Raw genomic sequence first — 25201 nt, 5'->3', positions numbered from 1 at the left:
CGCCATGGCACCACAACAACCGACCTCCAGCAAAAACGCATCGAAGCGATTGCGCAAACGTTTCGATGACACTATGGTCGCCGCTAATCCGCCATAACCAGTGAGAGCGGACCGGGAACGCATCATCAGGGAGGAGCGCTTGCCAGCACTCCGTTCGAGTCGCCATGCCGACAATGGCTGAGGTCGCGCGCCGCGCCGGCGTGTCGGTTTCGACCGTCTCGCATGTCATCAACCGCACCCGCTTTGTCTCGCCGGAGAAGGCGCGGCGCATCAATGACGTGATTGCCGCGATGGGCTATCAGCCCAACGAACTGGCGCGGTCGCTGAAAGTCTCCTCGACCAACAGCGTCGGCCTGGCCATCTCGGCGATTTCCAACCCCTATTTCACCGACATCATCTGCGCAGTGGAGGCCGAATGCGCGCGTCTCGGGCTCATGGTCTTCCTGTCCGACACGCAGGAGGACCCCGACCGCGAACTTTCGGTGGTGCGCGCCTTTCACCAGCGTCGCGTCGACGGCGTCATCCTGGCACCGTCGGGCGCGCCGCAGCGCGCCATCGATTACCTGGCCGAGAAGAAGCTGCCTTGCGTGTTGATCGACCGTTTCGCCGACGAACGCTTCGACCAGATCGGCGTCGAGAACCAGTCGTCGATGCGGGCGCTGATCGACCACGTCGCATCCWTCGGCCACAAGCGCATCGGCTATATCGCCGGCCAGCCGGGCCTGGCGACGACGCGTGAACGCATCGAAGCCTTTCGCGCCTCGCTGGCCGCCAATGGACTTGAGTGCCTGCCGCACTATGTCTCGCCGGATAATGTCGATACGGCAAGCGCGACGGCATCGACCCATGCGATCCTGTCCCTGCCGTCGCCGCCCACTGCATTGGTCACGGGCAACAACATGACGACGATCGGGGCAGTCCGCGCCATCCGCGAGAGAGGTCTCTCAATCCCCGGCGATCTCTCGCTCGCCGGCTTCGACGACTTCGAATGGGCCGATTGCTTCGAGCCGCGGCTGACGCTGGTCGCGCAGCCCTGCACCGAGATCGGACGGCAGGCGGCGGCCTTGCTGTGCGCCCGCATCGCATCCACCGGCCTGGAGCCGCAGGCGGTACGGCTGCGGGCGGCGCTGCAGGTCCGAGAATCCTGTGCGAGGCCGGCCCCATGAGGTCAGCCCCCATGAGGTCAATATGAGCGCGCCGCTGCTTTCCGTCACCGGCGCGGTCAAGCGCTTCGGCGGCGTCCAGGCGCTGCGCGGTGTCGACTTCGACCTCAAGGCGGGCGAGATCCATGCCCTGCTCGGCGAAAACGGCGCCGGGAAATCGACGCTGATGAACCTGCTATCGGGCGTCTACACGCCGGACGAAGGCACCATCCACATTGATGGCAAGCCGGCCACCTTCAACAATCCGCGCGAGGCACAAGCGGCCGGCATCGCCACCATCTTCCAGGAGCTCGACCTGGTGCCGACGCTCGACGTGGCGGCCAATCTGTTCCTCGGCCGCGAACTGATGCGGCCAGGCGGTTTCCTCGACGTGCCGGCGATGCGCAGCGAAGCCCGCAAGCGGCTGGAAGCCATCGAGTTGGCCATCGATCCGGCCAGCATGGTGGCGAACCTGTCGATTGGCCAGCGCCAGGTCGTGGCGATCGTTAAGGCGCTGTCCTACGCTTCGCGCGTGCTGATCATGGACGAGCCGACGGCGGCACTGACGGTTGGCGAGGTCGACAGGCTGTTCGACATCATGCGCAAGCTCGCCGCCAGCGGCGTCGGCATCGTCTACATCTCGCATCGCCTCGAGGAGGTGCCGCAGATCGCCGACCGGGTGACGGTGATGCGCGACGGCCGTGTCGCCGGCGTCACCGAGCCGCACGCGCCGCAGGCCGAACTGGTTCGGCTCCTGGTCGGACGGCCGCTGGACGAGCTTTATCCCGAACGCTCAAGGACGGCCGGCAAGACGCTGCTCAGCCTGCGCGACGCGCGCTTCAGGCTCGCCCATGAAAGCGCCGGATGGCAGCCGCCGGCCGGTATCTCGCTCGACGTCAAGGCGGGCGAGATCGTCGGGCTGGCCGGCATCATGGGGGCAGGGCGCACCGAATTGCTCAGCGCGCTCTATGGCACCGGCCTGTCCGGCCGTTGGGAAGGCGAGGTCGCCATCGACGGCCAGCCGGTAAGGCTGGATTCGATCAGGGCGGCCCGCGCGGCCGGCATCGCCTTTGTCACCGACGACCGGCGCGGCAGCGGCCTGATGCTCAGAATGGCGGTTGGCCTCAACCTCGTCATGTCTGTCATCCGCCGCATCTCGCCCTTCGGCCTGATGTCTCAGCGCCGCCAGGCGGATGCAGTGAAGCAGTCCTTCGGCCAGTTCGATATCAGGCCGAAGAATCCCGACATCGCAGTCGGCGCGCTGTCGGGCGGCAACCAGCAAAAGGTGGTGCTGGCGAAAGAAATCCTCGGCAACCCCCGGCTGCTGCTGCTCGACGAACCGACGCGCGGCGTCGATGTCGGTGCCAAGGGCGAAATCTACGCGCGCCTGCGGGCGCTCGCCGCGCAAGGGCTCGGCATCCTCGTCGCGTCCAGCGAGATGCCGGAACTGATCGGCCTGTGCGATCGCATCGTGGTGCTGCGCCAGGGGCGCAATGTGGCGGAATTCATCGGCGGCGTCGACGAGCACACGGTGCTGGCCGCGGCAAATGGCAGGGAGGCCTGATGTCTGACGAAAAGATTTCGGCGGCGCAGGCCCCGGCAGCGCCCGCGCCAAAACATCGCGATCCGCTCGCTTTGGTGGTGCGCTTCCAGAGCCTGATCGGCCTGGTCGTGGTGGCGATCGGCGGCATCATCTTCTCGCCGCGCCGGCATGGCCAGATCCTGTTCCTCGATCCCGACAACATCGCCAACATCGTGCGCGCCGTGTCCGAGACCGGCATCATCGCCATCGGCATGACCTTCGTCATCATTACCGCCGGCATCGACCTGTCGGTTGGCGCGGTGCTCGGCCTGTCCAGCGTCGTTACAGCATCGATGATGATCTCCGGCGGTTTCGGGCTCATTCCCACCATCCTCGCGGTGCTGGTCATGGGCATCGTCTTCGGCGCCATCCAGGGCACCATCTCCACCCGCTTCCGGTTGGAGCCGTTCATCGTCACGCTCGCCGGCTTGCAGGCCGCGCGAGGTCTCGCTCTGGTCGTCTCGGGCAACCAGTACATCAACATTTCCTATGGCGACGGGCCGGGCCTGGCGCCGCCGGTGTTCGCTATCCTCGGCGAGCGTCTGTTCCACAACACCGTGCCGGTCGCCACCATAGTCTTCATCGTCTTTGCCGCGATCGCAACGATCGTGCTCAACACCACGCGCTTCGGCCGCTATGTCTTTGCCGTCGGTGGCAATGAGCGCGCGGCGCGCATTTCGGGCGTGCCGGTGTCGATGGTCAAGATCTCGGTCTATGCCATCACCGGCTTTGCCGCCGCCCTTGCCGGCATCGTCCATGCCGGCCAGTTCAATTTCGGCAGCGCCAATGRCGGTATGGGCTACGAGCTCACCGCGATCGCCGCCGTGGTCATCGGCGGCACCAGCCTGTTCGGCGGCGCCGGCTCGATGGTCGGCACCGTGGCCGGCACCATCATGCTCGGCGCGCTCGCCAACATTCTGCAGCTCAACAACATCACGCCCGCCATGCAGTTGCTCGCCACCGCCGCGATCATCGTGCTGGCGGCAGTGCTTCAATCCCTCGTTCGCCGCCGCGAGGGTTTGGGTCGTTAGGAGGAAGACGGCAGCATTTGGAAGGCAGTCAACCAAGGTCTGGCCCCCCGGCCCGACGAGGAGGAGAGTAAGTATGAAAACCACAAGACAAGGAACAAGGCGCGCGCTTCATGCCGTGCTTCAGGCAGGCGCCGGCCTGTGCATTGCCGGAGCCGCCCAGGCCGCCGAGCCGCTGGTCAAGGCCTGCGCCAAGGACGGCCAGTTCATCATCGGCTTTTCGCAGGCGAACAATGCCGAGCCCTATCGTCAGCACGTCAATGACGAGCTGACGGCGGCGGCCAAGGAAGTGCCGGGCTTCACGCTGCAGATCGCCGACGGCGCCGGCAACGTCAACACGCAGACCTCGCAGGTCGACAATTTCATCACCCAGAAGGTCGATCTCCTGCTGATCTCGCCCTTCGAGGCGGCGCCGCTGACGCCGGCGGTGAAGCGCGCCATGGATGCCGGCATCCCGGTCATCGAACTCGACCGCAAGACGGTCGGCGATCCTGGCAAGGACTACACCGCCTTCATCGGCGGCGACAATTACAAGATCGCGCTCGAAGCGGGCAAATACACCGCCAAGACCTTGCTGCCGGAAGGTGGCGAAGCGGCCGTGCTGGAAGGTCTCCCGAGTTCGACGCCGGCCGTAGAGCGGCTGAATGGCTTCAAGGACGGCGTCAAGGAGAATGCCAAGATCCAGGTCGTTGCCGAGCAGGCTGCCGACTGGGTGCCGGATAAAGCCCAGACCGCTTTCTCGGCCATGTTGCAGGCGCATCCCGACATCAAGGTGCTCTACGCCTCGAACGACATGATGGCGGCCGGCGCGCTGCTTGCCGCCAAGGGCGCTGGCAAGGACGTCAAGATCATCGGTACTGATGGCTTGCCAGGCCCGGCCGGTGGCATCGAGGCCGTCGCCAAGGGTGACTGGGCGGCGACCTTCACCTACCCGACGGGTGCGAAGGAAGCGATCGAGATGTCGAAGAAGATCCTACTCGATTGCGCCACTTCGGTGGATACGACGGTCACTGTCGAGACGACGGCGATCACGCCCGAGAACGCCAAGCAGCTGTCAGGCAAGTAAGCGCGTCTGCCTGCAGACTATCCGATCCGGGGCGGGGTTCACGCGAACTCCGCCCTGTCTGCGTCCGCAACCTTCAGCGATAGTTCGAAGGGTTGTGGCAAGGGATTGACATCGACAAAGAAAACCACCTAAATCGTTCTGTTATTACATTACAGATGGAGATATCGCACGCCTCTAGCTGACAAGCTGCCGGTGCCGCGATGGTGACAGGTTCAGTCGAAAAGAATCGTTGCGATGCGCTCGGGGCAAATCTACGGTGGCCCCGTGATGGTCCCCGCGCCGAAAGGCAAGGGGTGAAAAGGGAACACGGTGAGACCCTCAAAGGTCGAGACCGTGGCTGCCCCCGCAACTGTAAGCGGTGAGCAAGATCCGATATGCCACTGGCCGGCAAGGCTGGGAAGGCAGGATTGAGCCGAGACCCGCGAGCCAGGAGACCTGCCATCACTGAGTTGACCGGACGGGGTGTGCCGGGAGGAAACGTGGACGTCGGTCTTGTCGGCCGGCTCGCCAACATCCTTCCGTCGCCAGTTTTGGAAAGTGACGGAAAGTTGGACGGCGCCATCCATCGCATCATCGTGTGCACGCTTTGCCGTGACGTCCCGACAGGGATCAGGTCGGGCGAAAGCCTTTGCGCGGATTTGCGGTCCCGGCTCTCAGCCCACCACGAGCCCGTGGTTGCGCATGGCTTCACGATCGAAGGCGTCGAGTGCATGGCGGGCTGCGCGCGGCCGCTGACGGTGGCCTTCCAGGCGCCGGGCAAGGCCGCCTATCTCTTCGGCTCCATAGACGCGGAGGCCGACGCCGGCGATCTCGTGCGATTTGCCAGGCTTTACGCCTCGCTAGCCGACGGCTGGTGCAATTCCGGACAACGCCCGCCCCGACTGGCCGGCAAGACGCTGGCCCGCATCCCGGGATCGGGCAAGCCTGCGGGGGACAGCCGATGACAATGCCGCTTCTCGAAGCGCGCGACCTCGGCGCGACGGCCAACGGGCGGGATCTGGTCCATGCGGTCAGCCTGTCGGTGGCATTAGGCGATCGCCTCGCTATCATCGGCCCCAATGGCGCCGGCAAGACCACACTGCTGCGCATGCTGTCGGGCATGCTCAAGCCTAGCTCCGGAGAGGTGAAGCTCAGCGGGCGCCGCCTGGACAGGATCTCGACCGCCGAACGGGCGTTGCACATAGCCGTCGTCGGCCAGACCGACCAGCCTGATCCGCGACTAGCGGTGATCGACTATGTCGAGCTTGGCCGCGTCCCGCATGCCGGCCTGAGGCGCAGGAGCGAGGAACGCGACATTGTCGTCGATGCGCTGCGCCGGACCGGGCTGTTGCCGCTGCTTGGCCGCAGCATCGGCTCGCTGTCGGGTGGGGAACGCCAACGCGCCCAACTGGCGCGCGCCATCGCACAGCAACCGAAAGTGCTGTTCCTCGACGAGCCGACCAACCATCTCGATCCGCGCGCCCGCGGTGAGCTTCTCGAACTCGTGGCCGGCTTCGGCATGACGGTTATCGCCGTGCTGCATGATCTGGCCCTGGTGGCGCCCTTCGCCACCAGGGTCGCGGTGATGCACGAAGCCCGGCTGCATGCGCTGGCCGCCCCGCGCGAAGCGCTGACCCAACAGCTGATCCGCGAGATTTTCGGCGTCGACGTGTTTCGCCTGCGCCATCCCACCGAGGACCGCGAACTGACGGTGTTCGATGTTCCGAACCGCGCCGCGCCGCCGTCCTGATCGACCCCATTCCTCATCCGACACTGTTCAACCAAGGAGCAAAATCCGTGAAACGTCTCTCACTGTCGCTCGTCTTCTCGCTGCTGGCCTCGACGGCCTTCGCCTTCCCCGTCACCGTCGACAGCTGCGGCAAGCAGTTGACCTTCGACGCGCCGCCCAAGCGCGCCGTCATCCACGATCTCAACATGGCCGAGATGGCCTTCGCGCTGAAGCTGCAGCCGTCGATCGTCGGCCTGACCGGCATCACCGGATGGTACAAGGTCGGCCCCGAATTCAAGGCCGAGCAGGGTTCCATTCCGGAACTGGCGCCAAAATATCCGACGCTCGAGAACCTCGTCGCGGTCGAGCCCGATTTCTTCTTCGCCGGCTGGTACTATGGCATGAAGCCGGGCGGTGACGTGACGCCCGACACGCTCGCCCCGCACGGCATCAAGACGCTGGTGCTGACCGAAAGCTGCGTCCATCTCGACAAGAACCGCCCCGCCGCCTCGATGGACCTTCTGTATGGCGACGTCGAAAAGCTGGGCAAGATTTTTGGCAAGGACGCCGAAGCCGAGAAGCTTGTTGCCGGCTGGAAGTCACAGCTCGCTGATATCACCGCCAAGGTCGGCAGCGCCAAGGGGACGCGGGTGTTCCTCTATGATTCCGGTGAGGACAAGCCGTTCACCGCCGGAAAATTCGCCATTCCCAGCGCCATGATCACCGCCGCCGGCGGTGACAACATCATGGCCGACATGGACACCAGCTGGGGCAACACCGATTGGGAAACCGTGGCGTCGCGCAATCCGCAATTCCTCATCCTGCTCGATTACCAGGATGGTGGCGGCTACAAGAAATTGCTCGATTTCCTCAAGGCCCATCCGGCGATGAAGGAAACGGATGCGGTCAAGAACGAGCGCTTCGTGGCCCTGCGCTATGCCGAGCTGACACCCGGACCGGCGAACATCGAGGCGATCGCCAAGATCGCCAAAGCGATGCATCCGGAAGCGTTCTGATGCTTCTTGCCCCAAGGCATGGATCCGCCGCGCTCTCGGGGCACAAGGCATTCGCGCTGGCGATGGCGGCGGGCGCGGTGGCGATCGTCGCCCTCGTGCTGCTGTCGATCGCCTATGGTTCGACGCTGATCCCGCTGACCGACGTCATCGCCGCACTTGGCCATGCCGTCGGGTTGAATGAGCACCAGGTGTCGGACCCGATCGGCAAGATCGTCGTTGACCTGCGGCTGCCGCGCACGATCCTCGCGGTCTGTGTCGGTGGCGGCCTCGGCATAACAGGCGCACTGTTGCAGACGGTGACCCGCAACGATCTTGCCGATCCGTTCCTGTTCGGCCTGTCCTCGGGGGCTGCCGCAGGGGCTGTTTCCGTCATCACCGTCTTTGGTGACAGTTTTGGCATCTGGACCTTGCCGGTCGCGGCCTTCACCGGCGGCATACTGGCCGCGAGCATCGTCCTGCTGCTGGTCGCGCGGGTGAGGGGGCAGGGGCCGGAACGGCTGATCCTGGCCGGCCTTGCAGTCTCCTTCCTGTTCACGGCATTGACCAACTATCTGGTGTTTGCCGGAGACCAGCGCGCGGCCCACTCGGTGCTATTCTGGACGATGGGCGGGCTCGGGCTGGCGCGCTGGGACAATGTCTGGCTGGGCGCACTGGGCGCCGGCACGATCGCGGCCTACGGGTTGTGGAACCACCGCAGGCTGGACGCCTTCCTGGCCGGTGAAAGTGCCGCCGAAAGCCTTGGTGTGCCGGTGGCGCGGATGCGCAGGACGACGTTTCTCGTTGCCGCCTTCTCGACGGCAATTCTCGTCTCGGTCGCCGGTGTCATCGGCTTCGTCGGGCTGATGATCCCGCATCTGTCGCGGCCGCTGGCCGGTCCCTTGCATCTGCGCCTGATCGCAAGCTGTGCGCTATTCGGGGCGGTGCTCTTGCTGGCAAGCGATCTTCTGGCGCGAACCTTGCTGCCGCCGCAGGAGCTGCCGATCGGCATCATCACCAGCTCGCTCGGCGCCTTCTTCGTCGTCACGCTGGTCATGCGAAACCGGCTCTGACTGCGCTAGGCCGGTTCAGACGGTCCAGAAATAGCGTACGATGTGAAAGAAGATCGGGGCGGCGAAGACCAGGCTGTCGGTGCGGTCCATCATGCCGCCATGGCCTTCGATGAGATGGCCCCAGTCCTTGACGCCCTGGTCGCGCTTGATGGCCGAGGCCACCAGCCCGCCCAGAAACCCCATCGAACAGGCGACGAAGGCCACGCAAGCCGCCTGCAACGGCGAGAACGGCGTCACGAACGACAAGAGCGCGCCGAGCAGGCTCGCCGACACCACTCCGCCGATCAGGCCTTCCCAGGTTTTCGACGGCGAGACGGTCGGCGAGAAACGGTGTTTTCCAAACAGCTTGCCGAAGATGTATTGCAGCACGTCGCTGCCTTGCACGACGATGATCAGGAAGGCGATCAGCAACAGATTGCGGCCCTCGAAGCCGGGCACGTCGAGCGTCAGCAGCGCTGGCACATGGCTGACGCAGTAGACCGAGATCATGACCGCCCATTGCTGCGCGGCGATCCGCTCGAGAAAGCGTTCGGTGTCGCCATGCAGCGCGGTGATGGCCGGCATCAGCAGGAAGCAGTAGACCGGAATGAAGATGACGAAGAGCCCGTACCAGGCGGTCCACACCAGCCAGTATTGAAASGGTATGATGATGCCGAACATGCCAAGCAGCACCCAATGGTCGCTGCGGCTTGTGTGCGTCAGCGTGACGAATTCGCGCAGCGACGCGAAAGAAATCAGCGCGAACAGGATGGTCATGCCGTAGCGGCCGAAGAAGAAGGCGACCGTCATCAGCGCCACCATCACCCACCAGGCGTTGATGCGTTGGGTGAGATTGACCAGCGTCGAACTCAGCGGCTTCGGCGCCCGCGCCGAAAGTATGGCGGCGACGATGCTGGCGGTGGTCAGCACCACCAGCAGGCCGATGATCAAAATTGAGATGTCGTGGCGCATCAATCGTCTCGTTCAGGGCGCGGGTTAAGCGCCAGGAGCGTGGCGTGGGCTCGGTCGAGAAAGGCGCGGCGCTCCTCGCCCGGTGCCACCGTCACTGGCGCGCCGAAGACGACGCGGCACAGAAGCGGAACCGGCAGGAACTGGCCCTTGGGCAGCACGCGCGACATGTTCTCGATCCAGCACGGAATCAGCTCGACCTCCGGCCGCGCCATCGACAAATTGTAGAGCCCGGAGCGGAAGGCCAGCAGCGGCTCCTCGGTCATGTTGCGGGTGCCTTCGGGAAACAGGATCAGCGAGTGGCCCTGGTCGAGGACCGACAGCATGATCTCGATCGGGTTTTCCTCGGGCTTCGTCCATTGCCGGTTGATGAGCACGGACGACAGCATGTCCTGCGCGATGAAGCGGCGCAGCCGCGATTTTCCCCAATACTCGCCGGCCGCCACGGCATGGGTGMKSGCGCGCWCCTTTTCGCTGAGGCAGGCCGACARSAGGATGAAGTCGCCATGGCTGGTGTGATTGGCGAAATAAATGCGCTGCCGSTCCGACGGCWGGCTGCCRTTCCAGATCGGMCGCACSCCGGTCACCACCCAGGCCAGCGCCGASAGGCCAACGGAGGTTACCGTCTGCAGCAAGGTGAAGGTCTTCAGCGCAAGCTTGCTCATCGCGGCGCCCAAAATCCGGCCGCCAAAAGCATCGCCACGAACAGGCCAATGGCAATGCGTTGCCTGGTGAGCAACCGGCGCGTACCGGCCATGCGGTCGTCGAGCGAACGTGTGGAGGGCGGCAGCGGCTTCAGGCGCATGCGTGCCAATATATGATCCACCGCGGCGCCACCGGAAGCCTCGTCATCATGGTTGGCCATCAGCCGGAACAGCAGCGCGTCGAATGCCAGCAGTGCCGACAGCGCCAGCACGGCAACTGCGCTCGCCGCGGCGAGCGACAGCGCGACGGCCGCGGGCCAGGTCTCGAAGGCGCCGCGCGACCAGGCGGCCAAGGGCGCGAGAATGTTTGCGGCAACCACGAGTGCGGCCGGCCACGCGGCTTGCCGCATCAGCATGCGGGCGAAGCGATCGGTGCTTTCCTGATAGGCATTGCCGGTCATGACGCCGCCCGCTCCGTGGCCTCGGCAAGATGAACCGGCCGGCCGGCGGCTGTCAGCATCTCGCGAGCCTGGGCCGGTGTCTTGGCTCTGCCGGTTGCCACCAGCCATTCGGCGACAACGCCGGCGCTGCGCTGGAAGCCGAGCGCGCAGCAGACAAGCACCGTGCCGTCGCGGCGCGCTTTCTCCAGCGCGCCGGCTGCCTGCTGCTGCATCATCACGGGCGGCGGCAACAGGTCGACCATCGGCAAGCTGATCCAGCGGCACGTCGTTCCCGCCGGCCTTTCTAGTTCGGCGGCGAGGTCGATGACCGTGCCGAAGCTGTTGGCCTCGCTTGCCGCGGGAAAGCGACCGAGAAAGACGCCGTCGGCCACCGCGACCTGGGGAGCAAGATCACGCGTCCAGGCCCATATGTTTGCCCTGGCGCCGAGACGGTAGGGCAAGAGCAGGACGCGGCTGGCGAGCGTGATGCTGCCATCCGCGGATTTCTGGAACATCTTGGCGCCGGCTCCGGCGTAGGCGAAGGCGACGATGGCCAGCGCCAAAGCTGGCCAAAGCAGGATGAGTGCGACGGCAGAAAGGAAGGCGCCGAGCGCGGCACCGACCAGCGCAAGGACGCTGCCCAGCGCATAGAACAGCGCCAGCCGACGGGCTTTCGCACCGCTGGTCAGTCGGGCGCCTGAAAACGGCAATGCGCCGCTGCGCGGAAACAGCCAGAGCGCGAAAAAACCGAGCAGCGCGCCAGTCGGAATGTCGATGAAATGATGCTGCCATGTCGTCAGCACCGAAGCGCCGATCAGGAAGCACCAGACATGCCAGAGCGACAGGAGAAGGCCGCCGAGCCGATGGCGCCAATGGTCCCAGATGATCACCAGCAGGGCGATGTGTAGCGACGGCGCCTGGTTGAATGGCTTGTCGAAGCCGCCAAGCACGGCAAACATGAAGCCTGGCAGACCGGTCGTTGGCGGTCGCACGAACGTCGCGGTCAGCGGGAACAGGATGAAGCAAGTGACCGCGACGAGCTGCGCGGTGAGAAAGCGGCCGGCGAGGCGGTCGACCCCTTGCCGGGTATCATTGAGCAGCAGCGATAGCCCATAGAACAGGTTGATCGACCAGTAGGGCACGATGGTCCAGGCGACGAACGGGATGCTGTGTTCCCAGGAGAACACGATGCTGCCGACATCGTCACGCCGCGACGCCAGCCAGTTGGCGAATCCATAGGTCAGGTAGAAGAACGGCGCCAGGAAAGCCAGCCACAGCGCTGCCCTGACGACCACCCGGCCATAAGGTTCGGCGGCTGCGATGGCTGCGGATTGCGAGGCCTCGGGATCGGTCGGCATGCGGCGGCTGGTCCTACAGGCGCCGCGCGACCGAGACGGTGAAGATGCCCCATTGGTCGATGCGCTGGTCGAGTTTCTCGAAACCGGCGGCCTCGACGAGCTGGTCCATTTCGCCTTGCGTGCGCCGGCGCATGACCCAGGCCTGGCCGCCGCGATGCGAGGTCAGGCTGCGCGCGATCATCTCGAGCTGCGGATGCCAGGGCTGGTTGGTGTAAAGCAGCAGGCTGCCCGGCAGCATGGCGCGGGCCAGTCCACCGAGCGAGCGGGCGATCATCGCATTGTCAGAGAAAAGTTCGTAGAGGCCGGAAACGATGGCGAGGTCCGGCGCCGGATCGATCGCGGCGAGCATGCCGGCATCGAAAGCGTCGGCGCGCTGGAACGTGATGCTGGCCGGCAATTGCCGCTCGGCGATCAGCTTGCGGCCGAGCCCGACATTGAGGTCGGAATAATCCTGCAGGCGCACGCTTGCCGGCTGGTCCGGGCTCTTCACGATCGCATCGAGAACATAGCGGCCGTGGCCGGCGGCGATGTCGAGGATGTTTGCCGGCCGGCCGGCGGCCTTGAGCGTCGCCAGGCAAGAGCCGATCAGTTCTTCCAGATGCAGCTTGCGCTGGCGGATGCCGCGCCAGCCGATGGCCTCCAGGAAGATGCGGTCGACGAAGCGGCCAAGAGGTGTGAGACCCCGCGCTTCGTTCTCATAGACATAGTCCAGCGTCGAGCCGGAATCGAAGCCGGTGGTGACGCCGGCCTTCATGCCCGACGAGACCCAGGCGCCCATGCGGATGGAGGCGCGGCTGAATGCCCAATAGAGGCCCTTGGGCGACAACAGGTCGAGCGGCGAGGCGAGCCTGTCGGCTTCGTCGCGCGTGTAGCCGGCGATATCGGCCTGCTTCAGGTCGACCGGTGCGTCCGGTGCCGTGAACTGCCTGGCCAGGAAGGGCCGGATCAGGTCGAGGGCCTGCGCCCGGTCGCGCTCGCCCAGCGTGTCGTGGAAGAAACCCGGCAACACATGGCGCTCCTTGGTCCGGCTGCCGAGATTGACGAAGAATTCGTGCTGCGGGCCGTGGCGCACCACCCAGTCGCTTCCCGAAAGCAGAAGCTGTGTCGGCACGGTGATGGCGCGGGCGTCTGCGACGATACGGGCGGCGTGCTGGTAGAGCTCGACCAGGATGTTGGAGGCGATCGGCCGCGTGATCAGCGGGTCGCTCTCGAAAGAGGCGATGCGCACGGGATCATGGGTCAGGAATTTCGCCTTGACGTAGGAGTTGACGAAGAAGCGGCCCTTGACCTTTTGCCAGAGCGCGATGCCCTCCTTGGCGAAGGGCACGTAGAGCTTGACCGAAAAGGCCGGCGAGGCCAGCACCATGGCACGCAGCTTCGGCGCGTAGTCGTGCACCCAGGCGGCGGCAAGCACGGCGCCGAAGGACTGCGCGATCAGCGCGACATCCTGTGTGGCGAAGCCATCCCTGGCGGCGATCTCGCGCATGAAGCAGTCGATGTCGCGCACCAGCGCCGAGAAGGACGGAGCATAGCCGCGTTCGCCGGACGAACGGCCGTTGCCGCGGGCATCCCAGGCATAGAAGGCGTGATCCGGCATCTGCAATTCGTCGACGAGATGAGCCATGCGGCCGCCATGTTCATGGCCGCGATGGAAGAGCACCACCGCGCCCTTGGCACCTGCGGAAGCCGCCGGCCAGAACCGGTAGAAGATCTCGGTCCCGTCATGGCTGTGGAAGACACGCTCTTGCGCTTGCCGGCCAAGGCTTTCGGCCGCCGCTGCGGCGATTGTTTCGTGCATCATTGTTTTCCCCTCAGGCGGCATGGCGAGCCTCGGTGCTCAGCTGGCGCTGCCAATAAGGCCGGCGCGTATCCGGTTTATGGCGGTCAGCAGCGAAAGCGTTGCCATGGCCGGAAACACAAGCGGCGCGATGGACGTCGGCCACAGCCCGGCGGCGCACAGGACCGCCACAACGCCCAGCGCCAGCGCCCTGTCGCTCTTGCCGAACGGCCCGGCATAATTGCGCCCGATGCCGGCGGCGATGCCGAGCACGCCGGTGAACTCGGTCAGCACCGCGGTGATGGCGAAGGCAATGACACCCCATTCGCTGAACAGCGCAAAGGCTGCGAAAGGCAGGATCAGCGCCAGGTCCGAAACGACATCGCAAATCTCGTTCAGATACATGCCGAGCGTCGAAGCCTGCCCGTGTTCTCGCGCCAGCATGCCATCCACGGCATTGAGCGCCATACGCACGAACAGCACCACGGGAATGAGCAGCAGCGGCCAGCGCCATTCATGCCAGATCGCGATGGTCGCCCCGGCCGCGATCGACATCAGGGCCGCCAGCATGGTGATGCTGTTGGCGGTGATACCGATTGCCGCCAGCCGGTTGACCAGCGGCCGCAATCTTCCCTGGAAAGCCGGCTTGAGCGCATAAAGCGTCGGCATGGCGTCGATCCCCCGATCCTTCCTGCGGCTGTACATGAATATGTCACAAGCGACCAGCGGCCGCTGCGCCCAAATGGGCACCTCTCAGGGCTCGCATCTTGATGTGGCGGGTCTTGGAGCGCCCACCAGTTGCCAGCATCGTCCCCGAAGCTTTCACCAATCACAACGGCATGCACATTTGCCGGCTCTCGAACAACGCAGCGGCTTGAATAGTAAGCACGCTTATTATATATACCGCTCATGGTTTCAGATGGCATCGACAGACTGGGATTTTTGATCCACGACGTGCAGCGCTTGATGCGCAAGCGTTTCGAGACGCGCGCCAGCGGGCTTGGCCTGTCCTCCGCGCAATGGCGCCTCATGGTGCGTGTCGCCAAGGAGGAGGGCGTCACCCAGGCGCGGCTCGCCGAATTGCTCGAAATCGAGCCGATCAGCGTTTCGCGGCTTGTCGACCGGATGGAGGAGGGCGGCTGGATCGAGCGCCGCGCCGACGCCGCCGACCGTCGTGTGCGCATGATTTTCCCGACCGCCAAGGCGAGCGCTGCCTATGCCGAGGTCAAGAGCCTCGCCGGCGAAGTCTATGAGGAATCGCTCGTCGGCGTTTCGCCGGAGGACCGTCGCGTCCTGATCAGGGCGCTCGATGCGATGGCGCAGAATCTCGCCGACGGCGATACCTCGTCCTCGGACAAAGTCCAGCCTACGAAAGGCGCAGCAGCATGAACGCGGTAGCCAAGGTAGACGAAAACGCCGCCAAGGTGGAGATGGAAGCGCCGGCCCAGCCGGTTGCCGCTCCTGTCGCGGTCGCTCCTCCCGTCCAGCCGGTCCCGGAGCCGAAGAAGAAGCGCCGCATAGGCCGCTTCTTTTTGATGTTTGCCTTGCCGGCGGTGCTGATTATCGGTGGCGGCTATGTCTGGGTGACCGGCGGCCGCTATCAGGAGACGGAGAACGCCAATCTGCAGCAGGCCAAGGTCTCGATCGCCTCGGATACCGCCGGCCGTATCGTCCAGGTTGCCATATCGGACCATCAGATGGTCAAGCAGGGCGACCTTCTGTTCACCATCGACCCCGAGCCTTACCGGATCGCGCTTGCCCAGGCCGATGCCGCGGTTGCCGGCGCGCGCCTCAATGTCGAGCAGCTGCGCGCCGCCTATAGCCAGTCGACGGCGCAGGAAAAGTCCGCCAGCAGCGAGGTCGACTACGCCCAGTCGCAATATGATCGTGCCGCCGATCTCGCCCAGAAAGGCATCAACGCCAAATCGTCGCTGGATGAGGCCCGCAACGACCTCGACAAGGCAAAGCAGCAGGTCACCGTGGCCCAGCAAGGCATCATCAGCGCCAAGGCCGCGCTCGGCGGCAACCCCGACATCGAAACCGACAAGCACCCGACGGTGATGGCCGCACTCGCCGCGCGCGACAAGGCCGCCTACGACCTGGCGCAGACCACGGTSAAGGCGCCSGCYGACGGCGTCRTCWSCCAGGCSTCCTCKTTCAAGGTCGGCCAGTTYGTCGGYTCSGGCACGCCGYTGTTTTCGCTGGTCGAGACCAACGACACCTGGATCGATGCCAATTTCAAGGAAACCCAGCTCACCAACATGAAGCCGGGCCAGAAGGCCGAGATCGTCGTCGATACCTATCCAGGCAAGACTTTCGAGGCGACGGTCAAGGCGATCGGTGCGGGAACGGGCGCGGAATTTTCGCTGCTGCCCGCCCAGAACGCCACCGGCAACTGGGTCAAGGTCACGCAGCGCATCCCGGTGCGCCTGGAACTGACCGATCCCGACGCCCGGATGGCGCTGCGGACCGGCATGAGCGCCAGCGTCACCGTAGATACCGGCATTGCCCGTGGTTTTCCCGCCATATTCGGTCACGCCACGGCTGGCGAGGCCGCGCAATAAAAGTCAGTGGAAGCCCGCACAGACCAGCGGGTGGAAGCGGATAGCAGGATTGGTCTGATGGGAGGAGTGGCAAGGATCAGCGCTTGGTTCGAGCCGCACTGCGGCCTGGCTAAAATCTGAAATCTTCGACACGGACCCCTCGGTCCTCATGTTTCCGGGCGGCAGGCATCCGCTCATCAGAGACTTTCAGTCGATGTAACCCCCACATCGATACTCGCGTCCCACCGCGATGAAGGTCTCTCAACGGAAGGCTTTGCCGCCCGGAAACCYWGTGTACACGYTTTTGTTACCKGYYGGAAGTTCCGCATCATGAGCACGCCMGAACCTTTCAAGGAAGTGCCGCAYCGTGGCCTGATCACGGTTGCGCTSATGCTGGCGACCGTCATGCAGGCGCTCGACACCACCATCGCCAACGTYGCGCTGCCGACCATGACAGGCGATCTCGGGGCCTCTCCCGACAATATCAACTGGGTGCTGACCTCCTACATCGTCGCCGCTGCCATCATGACGCCGGTAACCGGCTGGCTCGCCGACCGCTTCGGCCGCAAGGAATTGTTCCTGACGACCGTGGTCGGCTTCACCGTCTTCTCCATGCTGTGTGGCTTGGCATGGAGCCTTGAAACCATTGTGCTGTTCCGGCTGATGCAAGGCGTGTTCGGCGCCGCCATCGTGCCGCTGTCGCAGACCTTCCTGCTCGACATCAACCCCAAGGAGCGTCACGGCCAAGCCATGGCCATCTGGGGCGCCGGCATCATGCTGGGACCGATCCTGGGCCCGACGCTGGGCGGCTGGCTGACCGACAATTTCAACTGGCGCTGGGTGTTTTTCATCAATCTGCCGGTCGGCATCGTCGCCTTCCTTGGCATGGCCGCCTATCTACCGGCCGTTGCCCGGCGCGTGCGCAGCTTCGATTTCTTCGGCTTTGCCATGATATCGCTCGGCGTCGGCGCGCTGCAGCTGATGCTSGATCGCGGCGGCGAGGTCGAYTGGTTTTCCTCGGTCGAGATATGGATCGAACTCGGCTTGGCCCTCACTGGCTTCTGGGTGTTCGTCATCCATACAGTGACGGCAGACCATCCATTCATCGATCCGAAGATCTTCCTCGACCGGAATTTCGTGACCGGCCTGGCGTTCATCTTCGTCATGGGCGTGCTCATCCTGGCCTCGATGTCGCTGCTGCCACCAATGCTGTCGACCATTTTCGGCTATCCGACTGTCACCATCGGTATCGTCATAGGTCCACGCGGTCTCGGCACGATGATTTCGATGCTCGTCGTCGGGCGGCTCATGAATAGGATCGACGCCAGAATTCTCGTCGTCGTCGGCTTTCTGCTGACCGCGCAGTCGCTCTACACCATGGCGAGCTTCACGCCGCAGATGGACAACTGGCTGATCCTCAGCTCCGGTGTGATCCAGGGCCTGGGCATGGGAATGGTGTTCGTGCCGCTGTCGACGGTCGCCTTCGCCACGCTTGACGCGCGCTTCCGCACCGACGCAACCTCGTTGTTCAGCCTGGTGCGCAATCTTGGCTCATCGATCGGCGTCTCGGTCGTGACGGTGCTCTTGGTGCGCAACACGCAGATCAACCACGCCGAGCTTTCAGCCTTCATCAACCCGTTCAATCCCAATCTCTGGGCGGTCTCGCCAGCGGCGGCGGGCGGCGATCCGATGGCGCTGACGGAGGTCGATCGCATGGTCAATCTCCAGGCGATGATGATCTCCTATGTCAACGACTTCAAAATGCTGATGGTGATGACGCTGGTTGCCATCCCGTTCGTCTTCCTGCTGCGCAAGCCTGCGCGGGCGCCAGCCGGCGGTGCGGCACCTGCGGCGCATATGGACTAGGCAGGCACTGTCGCTTGAGTCTCCGTGGCAAGACGTGAAGGAATCAAGGCGACGAGCAGACGGGGCCGGGAAGCTTTATTTGCCGAGAACCAGTGACCAATAGCGCAGCTTGGGGTCACGCCCGTCGCGGACATAGGCGAGCCCGAAGCGGCTGAAATCCGGATCGAGTATGTTGCGCCGGTGGCCCTGCGAATGCATCCAGATGTCGAACAGTTTCTGCTGGTCGAAGCGGCCTTCGGCGATGTTCTCGGCTGCGGCCCCCCGCACGCCATTATCCTTCATGCGCGAGGCGAAGTCCTTGCCCCAGCCTGTCGTGTGGCTCATGCGCTCCCGCGATGCCATGTAACCGGCCTGCTGCAGCGCCGCCTGCTCGAGCTGGGTGTCCGGCGTCAGCGGGCCGAGCCCGGCCGTCGCGCGCAAGCCCGCCAGAGTAGCAGTCGCGGAGGACGAGGCGCCCGCACCTTCGCCCGTCGGTACAGAGACGGTGCTGCAGGCGGAAAGCACGGCAATGGCGCAGAGGCCGGCGGCCTTGAGCATCGTGCGTCTGTTCAGCCCGGCTGGTTGCATGTCGAGTTTTTCAGCTGTCATGCCTGTCTGACATAGTCGAGATCATGGCTTTTGCCGGGCAGGGCGGTGAAAATCTGAGATCGAAATGGGGATTAACCGCTTAGTTCACAAGCGTGATGAAGCGGCCGGCATACATCTCGCGATTTCCAAACACGGCCGTGCAGTCGGTTTTGATGGATGAATTTCCGGTCATCTGCACGGTCAGGCCGACAAGCCTTAGACAGTCGCCCTGACCGCTCATATCCGAGTTGCCGGCAAAGGAAATGGCCGCGTCAGGTGCATAGACAAACCCGCTGATCACGGAATTTGCACCGCCATTCAGCGTCAAGGCCGATGTGTTGCCGTGGTTCTCGAAAATGGTGATGCCGGCGTAGGGACCGCTGGTGGGCGGGGAAAGGTTCACCTGCTCATTGGCATTTATATAGATCTGCGAGCCCTCCATCAGGAATATGGTCACGCCCTCGCCGGTCAGGCTGCCGTTGCCGCCCGGTTTTAGGGTGGCGCCGCGCAAGATGTAGACGCCAGGGGTGAGCGTGATGTTTCCCGACAAGGTCTTGTCGCAATAGGTTCCGGGCGACAGCGTGTAGGTTTTGCCCTTCGGAACCGGCAGGCACAATGTGTAGGCGGGAGGGACAACATCCGCCAGAGGATCGAAGGACGCATATTGATGTTCGAGCGGGGCTCCGCAGCTGAGATTGGCGCTGGGCGGCAAAAGCCCGGAAGTGCCGCCGACAGTTGAGACGCAGCCCGCCGAAACCTGCGCGGAACCGCCTCTGCTGACGGCATCGGACGCATCCGAATTTGCCGCGATCACGCAGTTGCTCATAGAGACATCGGTCGAGCCCTGCAGGCTCACGGCGGCCGACGCATGTGGATCGAGCGCCAGCACGCAGGCCTGCGCACCAGGGTTCATCTTGACCGTGGCCGAGCGGTGAGCTGGCCAGGGGGCCGCGCCATTGATGAAGCTCGGATGGTTGATGCTTGACGAAAGCGAGATGTAATAGGCGCTCGGGTCGCCGCTGGCGGTCGCCGAAAAAGCGGAGACGCTGTCTGAATATTCCTGCTGGTCGGCGACGCTCATATTGGCCGTAAAGAATGTCAGCCCAAGCCCCTGGACATCACCCGCGGTCATGCTGGGGAGGTACTTTGTGCCGACGGCAAGCCCAGCCGCGTCCAGCGAGTTCTGCAATTGCGCGGCGTCGTCGCTCGTGCCCGTCAGATCGATCGTGCCGGCCACGACAACCATTATCGGCAGCATCGCTATGGCCGTCGCCATGGCAAAATTGCCGCGCTCCGAAGGCCAGAAGCCCTGCAATCTGAACATCGCCCCTCGCCAAGGTTTGTAATGCTCAGGTGATACGCCTGGGGTCTCTATGAGCTATTTAAGCAATAGCTAAAATGCATAGATTCTAAAATGAAACTCGACGGTTCGCCAACGAAGGTCTCCCAGCACACCTAATGAGAGGCGATAGTCAGAGATGAACACGACAACGGCTGATTCAAACCATTGACGCGGCGACAATCGCCACCAGATTTGTTATCGTCACTCTCGTTCTTACAGTGGCAGCYACGGGCGGCCTCCAGGCGGTGACCGCCCCGACTCACGGGAGGAAGGTTATGGCCAGCTTTCATGTCATGGCGGACGCACACGGGATGCACGTGCAGCCAACGGTCCGCCATCTCACCACGTCGGATCTCTGGGACGCGCTCAAGCTCGGCGCCGAGGATTTCTGGGCAAAACCGTCCCACTACGTGTTCCTGTGCCTGATCTACCCGGTCGTCGGGCTGATCCTGACGCAGTGGACCTCGGGCTCCAATGCCATCCAGCTTGTCTATCCCTTGATGTCGGGCTTCGCTTTGGTCGGGCCTTTTGCGGCGATCGGTCTCTACGAGATCAGCCGCCGGCGCGAGCTCGGCATGAACACGAACTGGCGCCATGCACTGGATGTGCGCCGTTCCCCGGCGCTGCCGTCGATCGCGGTCATCGGCATCATGCTGTTTGCGCTGTTCCTGCTGTGGCTGTTCACCGCCCAATCGATCTACACCAGCCTGTTCGGCGACCAGCCGCCGGCTTCGATCGGCGCCTTTGTCCGCGACGTGCTGACGACCGGCAAGGGCTGGACCTTGATTGTGCTTGGCAATGCGGCCGGTTTCGTCTTTGCCGTGGTGGTGCTGGCGACAACAGTGATCGCCTTTCCGCTGATGCTTGACCGTGATGTCGGCGCTGTCTCGGCAATCGAGACCTCGGCCCGCGCGGTGATGGCAAACCCGCTGCAGATGGCGCTGTGGGGGCTATTGGTCGCCGTGCTGCTGGTGATCGGCTCGATCCCGCTGTTTGCCGGGCTGGCCATCGTCATGCCGATCCTGGGTCATGCCACCTGGCACCTCTACCGCAAGGTGATCGAGCCGGCGCAGATCCGGCCGATCCGCCGGCCGATGTAGGGAGCCATATCGTTCCGGCAACGCAGCAGACGAGCAAGTCTGCGCCCACCAAAGCTGCGGATGTGTTGGGCGCTGCGGCCAAATGGCTGGACCTAACGATGGCGTGCAAGATGCTGGCGTGCTTGAAAAAAATTGTTTGGCTGACCTGTTTTGGCATTGTAGGGCACCTCAATGCGGCGCTCGCCGATGCCAACCAGCCGGTGCAATTTGAAAGTGCGGCGATAGCGCCGACGCCATTTCAACAACGCATTGCACAACAAAACGGGCAAGTGCTCAAAGCTGTACCCGGCACGCCATTGATCGGGTATCTGACACGACCGCCGGGTGACGGGCCGTTCCCGGCTATCGTTGTTCTCCACGGGTGTACGGGTCTATTTCCAAGCGTAAGGAAAACCTGGTCCGAGCGGTTGTCTTCCTGGGGTTACGTCGTCCTCTTTGTCGACAGCTTCAGCACGCGAGGCATCCACGAGACGTGCGATCATCGCGGCTTGCTTGCTGATCGCGTCTATGACGCCTATGGCGCTCTGGAGTTCCTGTCGAAATTGAGTTTTGTCGACCCGCAACGCATAGTCTTGTCGGGGTCCTCTGCTGGTGGGACCACAACGCTCGAGGCCGTGCAAGCTGGGGGCGCCGAGCGGCTCATGGAGCGCAAGTTCAAGGCGGCGATTGCCTACTATCCGAATTGTTCGGCGGCGAATGGCGACATGTCGGTGCCGACCTTGATCCTGATCGGCGAGCTCGACGATTGGACCCCTGCCAAAAAATGCCAGGAGATGATGGCTGAGCGCAGCGGCAAGGGCAGCGCCGTTCAACTAGAGGTCTTCAAGGGTGCCCGTCATGCATTCGCCTCTCCGGGATTGAAGACCGGCACCGAGGCCTATGGTCACAGGATGGAGTACAATCCGGCTGCGGCCGATCAATCCGTAAGCGATGTCCGTGCTTTCTTGAAAAAAGCCTTCAGCGGCTAAGAACGAAGCTCGGCGCTTGGATATCAGCGCTGTGCGTCGGTCGCCATCTTCAGCGCCAGCGCCGTCAGCACGCCTCCCATCATCCAGCGCTGAATGACCAGCCACAATGGCCGTCCGGCAAGGAATGTGGCGATCGAACCGGCTGTCACGGCGATGATGGCATTGACGGTCAGGCTGATCGTGATCTGCGTCGCGCCCAGAACCAGCAGCTGCGACAGGACATGGCCTTTGCCGATGCTGATGAATTGCGGCAGCAGCGACAGATAGAGCACCGCCACCTTGGGATTGAGCAGATTGGTCATCAGACCCATGGCGAACAGCTTGCGCGGCCCGTCTTTCGGCAGGTCGCGAACCTGGAACGGCGAACGCCCGCCCGGCTTCACCGCTTGCCAGGCAAGCCACAAGAGATAGAGCACGCCGGCAAAGCGCAGCGCGTCATAGGCATAGGGCACGGCAAGCAGCAGCGCGGTGATGCCGAACGCCGCCGAAACCACATAGAACAGGAAGCCGACCGCAACCCCGCCAAGCGAGATCAGTCCGGCCCTCGGCCCTTGCGACAGCGAGCGCGAGATCAGGTATATCATGTTCGGGCCAGGCGTCAGCACCATGCCGAGGCAGACCAGCGCGAAGGCGAGATGGTTGGCGGTATCGGGCATTGTTCGTCCCCCAAGCTTTGTCGCCAAGCGTGCCGCGATGATGTGCGATCCTGCGGGCGGCCAATATGTGCCTGTCACGGCAGGTAGCCGCAAGGGCTTGGCGGCGCCAGGCGTTGCGCCAGAGGAGCCGTTAATGCATGTCGCCCAAAAGTGACCTCGGTTTTAGGAGAACGACATGCATAAAAACAAGGACCTAAAGCACGTCGCATGAGACCGTATTGAAGCGACGTGCTTTAGCCGACCACCCGCAGGTTCGACAGTTCGTTGCCGATTTCCTTGAAATCGTTCGACAGGCTGGCGCCGGTCGCATTCCAGAACAGTTTGACCGGCTTGGTCGGGTCCGTGGGATCCTTGCGGAAGCGCGAGTCCGACGAGCAGGATTTCAGCGCATCGATCGCCAGCTTGTCGCTGGCCTTGGTCGTCGACAGGTCGAGCGCCACCGTCATCACCATGATGTTGGCTGCCTTGGCGTTGTTGCAAAGCGTTGCCATTTGCTCGTTGAGTGCGTTCGTATAGTTGCCGTTCGAGTAGTCGAACTGACCGATGGCGCTCGATGTGCCCATGAACATGCGGCCGACCGAGGTGCCGTTATAGCCGGGGTTGAGATAGCCGTAGGACGCATAGGTCGATTTCGAGTTGGCGGGATCTAAGTAGCCCAGCGAGGACGGCGTATAGTAGGTGTTGGCGCCGTCGGTCAGCACGATCACCACCTTGTCGTTGCCTTTTTCCGTTTCCAGGCGCCCTTGCGTGAACGGTTCGCCGCTGGAAACCACCCGCCAGCCCCACGCCATGCCCTCGGGAACATTGGTGCCGCCATTCGGCTGCATCAGGTCGATCGCGGCTTTGATTGCGGTGGCCCCATCGGCGACGCTGACATCGGTCAGCGGTGTGATTGCACCGGTGGTGCAGCTGTAGTTCGGGCCGTTGCCGGCGGGCAGCGCCGGCGCATCGATCGGCCGCGGCTGGAAATATTTGGCCATGTTGCGCAGCCGTGATTGGCCGCTGCTGCTCGAAGGATCGTCATTCCACCAGCTGTTCACCGCGCCATAGGTCACCGGGGCGGCTTCGTCGGGATCCTGGGTGAGCTTCCAGTGATTGCCAGGTTCATCCGGGGCGAACATCGGCACGAACATCGTTGCCGGATCGCCGACGCCTATGCCGGTGTTGGCCGAGCCGCCGGATGGCGGGGTGTCGTTGACATTGTAGGGGTAGGGCCGGGCCTCCACACAGCCCTGCCAGCTGGCGAACGGACCGTAGGAATCGATGTAGTCATATTCGTCGTGGCTGCGTTTGCAGGTGTTGTTCGAATTGTACTCGTCGCAAACCACGCGCTTGCTGTTGATGACACGCTCATGGTTGGTGACCACCTTCATGTCGCGGTAGAGCGAAAACCGGGTCAGCGTCTGGCCTTCCTCGCTGCCCCAGCCGGTGCCGCGCTTATACCAGATGCCGTTGGTTTGCTGGGCGTATTTGTTGGCCGCGTTGAGCGTCGACCAGTCGAAATTCTCGTTCGACACCGGCGACAGGCCCTCTGTGTCCATCCACGACGCGTTGCCATTGCCGGAGCCGACATTGACCGAAGCGGCAAAGGGCACCAGGCCGAATTGCACCGGCTTGTCGACCTGCTTGACCATGACCGCCTGCGCGGCCAGCGTGTCGACCAGTTGCTTGGACGCAGTCTTGAGAAGATCGATGCGCTTTTGCCCCGAGCCTGTGCCCAGCGTGGTCATCGATCCGGAATTGTCGAGCACCAGGGCAACTTCCAGCGTGTTCTTCAGCCGCACCTGGGAGGTGACGTTGAAGTTGATCCTTTGGTTCGCATCGGTTGCGGATTTGCCGACGAGTTGGGCGAAGGCAGGATAGAAATAGGGCTTGTAGGCAAGCTGCGCCGTCATCGTCAGCAGGCCGCCGCCGCTGGTGTTGCTGGGCAAGGTGACGTTGAGCGTCGCGCTGGCGGGATCGACATCGTTCAGGTTGGCGTTGAAGAAGTCGAGCGCATAGGCTCTCAGCTGGTCGTCGGTCGCGCCTTCCGTCAGCCGGCGCGCCGTGGCGAAGTTGGCAGCGTCGAGCGCATTCGTCACCATCTGCTTTTCACGGTTCATTTCCGTGAAGTCGACGGCAATCGCCAGGCCGCCCATCAGCGGCACCATCGCCACAACAGTCATAAGAGCATAGTTGCCACGTCTGTCGCGGCGGAACTGGCGCCAAAGTTCATGCATGTCTTGCAGCGGCCCCCGCCGGCGGATTCTCGATTGGCGCCAACTTTCCACAAAACGCTGAAGGACGGGTTTGGGAAACCGCTCTATTGCTTGGTGGGCGCTTCACCAACCGCTAACCAATGCAAGGCAGCGGCCGCGATGCGGTTCAAAACAAAACGCCCTGCCGGGGCAGGGCGTTCATA

The 25201-nt window shown here is 63.6% G+C and carries 23 protein-coding genes and 1 riboswitch; of the genes, 13 read left to right on the top strand and 10 right to left on the bottom strand.

Annotated features, from left to right (window positions below; all coding sequences use genetic code 11):
* Positions 1-164 precede the first annotated feature (164 nt).
* The 8 genes from AC1DX0_RS11145 to AC1DX0_RS11110 all read left to right on the top strand — a co-directional run bounded on the left by AC1DX0_RS11145 (position 165) and on the right by AC1DX0_RS11110 (position 8591).
* On the top strand, positions 165-1166 hold the full coding sequence (locus tag AC1DX0_RS11145) for a LacI family DNA-binding transcriptional regulator (RefSeq protein ID WP_477355349.1): 1002 nt from the start codon (positions 165-167) through the stop codon (positions 1164-1166).
* 22 nt (positions 1167-1188) lie between these two features.
* On the top strand, positions 1189-2706 hold the full coding sequence (locus tag AC1DX0_RS11140; protein ID WP_477219220.1) for a sugar ABC transporter ATP-binding protein: 1518 nt from the start codon (positions 1189-1191) through the stop codon (positions 2704-2706).
* A complete protein-coding gene (locus AC1DX0_RS11135; RefSeq protein ID WP_477355348.1) occupies positions 2706-3755 on the top strand; it encodes an ABC transporter permease in 1050 nt (349 codons plus the stop codon). The genes AC1DX0_RS11140 and AC1DX0_RS11135 overlap by 1 nt, the downstream gene beginning before the upstream one ends.
* A 73-nt stretch (positions 3756-3828) precedes the next feature.
* Complete coding sequence (locus tag AC1DX0_RS11130) at positions 3829-4818, top strand: substrate-binding domain-containing protein (RefSeq protein ID WP_477219218.1); 990 nt, start codon at positions 3829-3831, stop codon at positions 4816-4818.
* A 251-nt stretch (positions 4819-5069) separates the two neighbouring features.
* Positions 5070-5275: riboswitch (cobalamin riboswitch) on the top strand.
* A gap of 91 nt (positions 5276-5366) precedes the next feature.
* A complete protein-coding gene (locus AC1DX0_RS11125; protein ID WP_477355347.1) occupies positions 5367-5762 on the top strand; it encodes a DUF1636 family protein in 396 nt (131 codons plus the stop codon).
* Entirely contained in the window at positions 5759-6547 is a 789-nt protein-coding gene (locus tag AC1DX0_RS11120; protein ID WP_477219216.1) for an ABC transporter ATP-binding protein, read from the top strand. Before AC1DX0_RS11125 ends, AC1DX0_RS11120 begins: the two co-directional genes overlap by 4 nt.
* 47 nt (positions 6548-6594) lie before the next feature.
* Complete coding sequence (locus tag AC1DX0_RS11115) at positions 6595-7542, top strand: ABC transporter substrate-binding protein (RefSeq protein ID WP_477219215.1); 948 nt, start codon at positions 6595-6597, stop codon at positions 7540-7542.
* On the top strand, positions 7542-8591 hold the full coding sequence (locus tag AC1DX0_RS11110) for a FecCD family ABC transporter permease (RefSeq protein ID WP_477219214.1): 1050 nt from the start codon (positions 7542-7544) through the stop codon (positions 8589-8591). Before AC1DX0_RS11115 ends, AC1DX0_RS11110 begins: the two co-directional genes overlap by 1 nt.
* A 15-nt stretch (positions 8592-8606) precedes the next feature.
* Here AC1DX0_RS11110 and AC1DX0_RS11105 read toward each other — a convergent pair whose 3' ends face one another.
* Genes AC1DX0_RS11105 through AC1DX0_RS11080 form a run of 6 tightly spaced genes read right to left on the bottom strand, consistent with a single transcriptional unit; the run spans position 8607 to position 14463 of the window.
* Positions 8607-9542: a phosphatidate cytidylyltransferase gene (locus tag AC1DX0_RS11105; RefSeq protein ID WP_172230092.1), complete on the bottom strand. Its 936-nt coding sequence runs from the start codon at positions 9540-9542 to the stop codon at positions 8607-8609.
* Positions 9542-10204: a lysophospholipid acyltransferase family protein gene (locus tag AC1DX0_RS11100; protein ID WP_477355344.1), complete on the bottom strand. Its 663-nt coding sequence runs from the start codon at positions 10202-10204 to the stop codon at positions 9542-9544. Before AC1DX0_RS11100 ends, AC1DX0_RS11105 begins: the two co-directional genes overlap by 1 nt.
* Positions 10201-10644: a hypothetical protein gene (locus AC1DX0_RS11095; protein WP_477219212.1), complete on the bottom strand. Its 444-nt coding sequence runs from the start codon at positions 10642-10644 to the stop codon at positions 10201-10203. Before AC1DX0_RS11095 ends, AC1DX0_RS11100 begins: the two co-directional genes overlap by 4 nt.
* Positions 10641-11981 (bottom strand): phosphatase PAP2/dual specificity phosphatase family protein, encoded by a 1341-nt coding sequence (locus AC1DX0_RS11090; protein WP_477219211.1) that lies wholly within the window; start codon positions 11979-11981, stop codon positions 10641-10643. The genes AC1DX0_RS11095 and AC1DX0_RS11090 overlap by 4 nt, the downstream gene beginning before the upstream one ends.
* Before the next feature lie 13 nt (positions 11982-11994).
* Positions 11995-13779: a bifunctional alpha/beta hydrolase/class I SAM-dependent methyltransferase gene (locus AC1DX0_RS11085; protein WP_477219771.1), complete on the bottom strand. Its 1785-nt coding sequence runs from the start codon at positions 13777-13779 to the stop codon at positions 11995-11997.
* Positions 13780-13818: 39 nt separating this feature from the next.
* A complete protein-coding gene (locus tag AC1DX0_RS11080) occupies positions 13819-14463 on the bottom strand; it encodes a CDP-alcohol phosphatidyltransferase family protein (protein WP_477219210.1) in 645 nt (214 codons plus the stop codon).
* A 204-nt stretch (positions 14464-14667) separates the two neighbouring features.
* Between AC1DX0_RS11080 and AC1DX0_RS11075 the strand changes: the two genes are divergently transcribed.
* From AC1DX0_RS11075 to AC1DX0_RS11065, 3 genes are all read left to right on the top strand, one after another.
* The gene (locus AC1DX0_RS11075; protein ID WP_477219209.1) at positions 14668-15147 is read left to right on the top strand and encodes a MarR family winged helix-turn-helix transcriptional regulator; all 480 of its coding nucleotides are present in this window, start codon (positions 14668-14670) and stop codon (positions 15145-15147) included.
* Complete coding sequence (locus tag AC1DX0_RS11070; protein ID WP_477355341.1) at positions 15144-16322, top strand: HlyD family secretion protein; 1179 nt, start codon at positions 15144-15146, stop codon at positions 16320-16322. Before AC1DX0_RS11075 ends, AC1DX0_RS11070 begins: the two co-directional genes overlap by 4 nt.
* 309 nt (positions 16323-16631) lie before the next feature.
* Positions 16632-18167 carry a DHA2 family efflux MFS transporter permease subunit gene (locus AC1DX0_RS11065; RefSeq protein WP_477219207.1) on the top strand — a complete coding sequence of 512 codons (1536 nt, stop codon included), beginning with the start codon at positions 16632-16634 and terminating at the stop codon, positions 18165-18167.
* Positions 18168-18242: 75 nt separating this feature from the next.
* On the opposite strand, the gene AC1DX0_RS11060 is transcribed toward AC1DX0_RS11065, so the two are convergent.
* Entirely contained in the window at positions 18243-18755 is a 513-nt protein-coding gene (locus AC1DX0_RS11060) for a CAP domain-containing protein (protein ID WP_477219206.1), read from the bottom strand.
* A 79-nt stretch (positions 18756-18834) separates the two neighbouring features.
* Positions 18835-20058: a TadE/TadG family type IV pilus assembly protein gene (locus tag AC1DX0_RS11055; protein ID WP_477219205.1), complete on the bottom strand. Its 1224-nt coding sequence runs from the start codon at positions 20056-20058 to the stop codon at positions 18835-18837.
* A gap of 293 nt (positions 20059-20351) precedes the next feature.
* Between AC1DX0_RS11055 and AC1DX0_RS11050 the strand changes: the two genes are divergently transcribed.
* Together AC1DX0_RS11050 and AC1DX0_RS11045 are read left to right on the top strand one after the other, a co-directional pair.
* Positions 20352-21176, top strand: a complete 825-nt coding sequence (locus AC1DX0_RS11050; protein ID WP_477219204.1) for a DUF2189 domain-containing protein — start codon at positions 20352-20354, stop codon at positions 21174-21176.
* Positions 21177-21274: 98 nt separating this feature from the next.
* A complete protein-coding gene (locus tag AC1DX0_RS11045; RefSeq protein WP_477219203.1) occupies positions 21275-22144 on the top strand; it encodes a dienelactone hydrolase family protein in 870 nt (289 codons plus the stop codon).
* Between the two features lie 23 nt (positions 22145-22167).
* Here the strand turns inward: AC1DX0_RS11045 and AC1DX0_RS11040 are convergent, their stop codons facing one another.
* Positions 22168-22800 (bottom strand): LysE family translocator, encoded by a 633-nt coding sequence (locus AC1DX0_RS11040; RefSeq protein WP_477219202.1) that lies wholly within the window; start codon positions 22798-22800, stop codon positions 22168-22170.
* Between the two features lie 233 nt (positions 22801-23033).
* Positions 23034-25019 (bottom strand): TadE/TadG family type IV pilus assembly protein, encoded by a 1986-nt coding sequence (locus AC1DX0_RS11035; protein ID WP_477219201.1) that lies wholly within the window; start codon positions 25017-25019, stop codon positions 23034-23036.
* Positions 25020-25201: the final 182 nt, after the last annotated feature.

The sequence above is a fragment of the Mesorhizobium sp. P3_A9 genome, assembly GCF_056402975.1.
The sequence above is the reverse complement of the archived record's forward strand: the minus strand, read 5'-3'. Positions and strand labels throughout refer to the sequence as shown.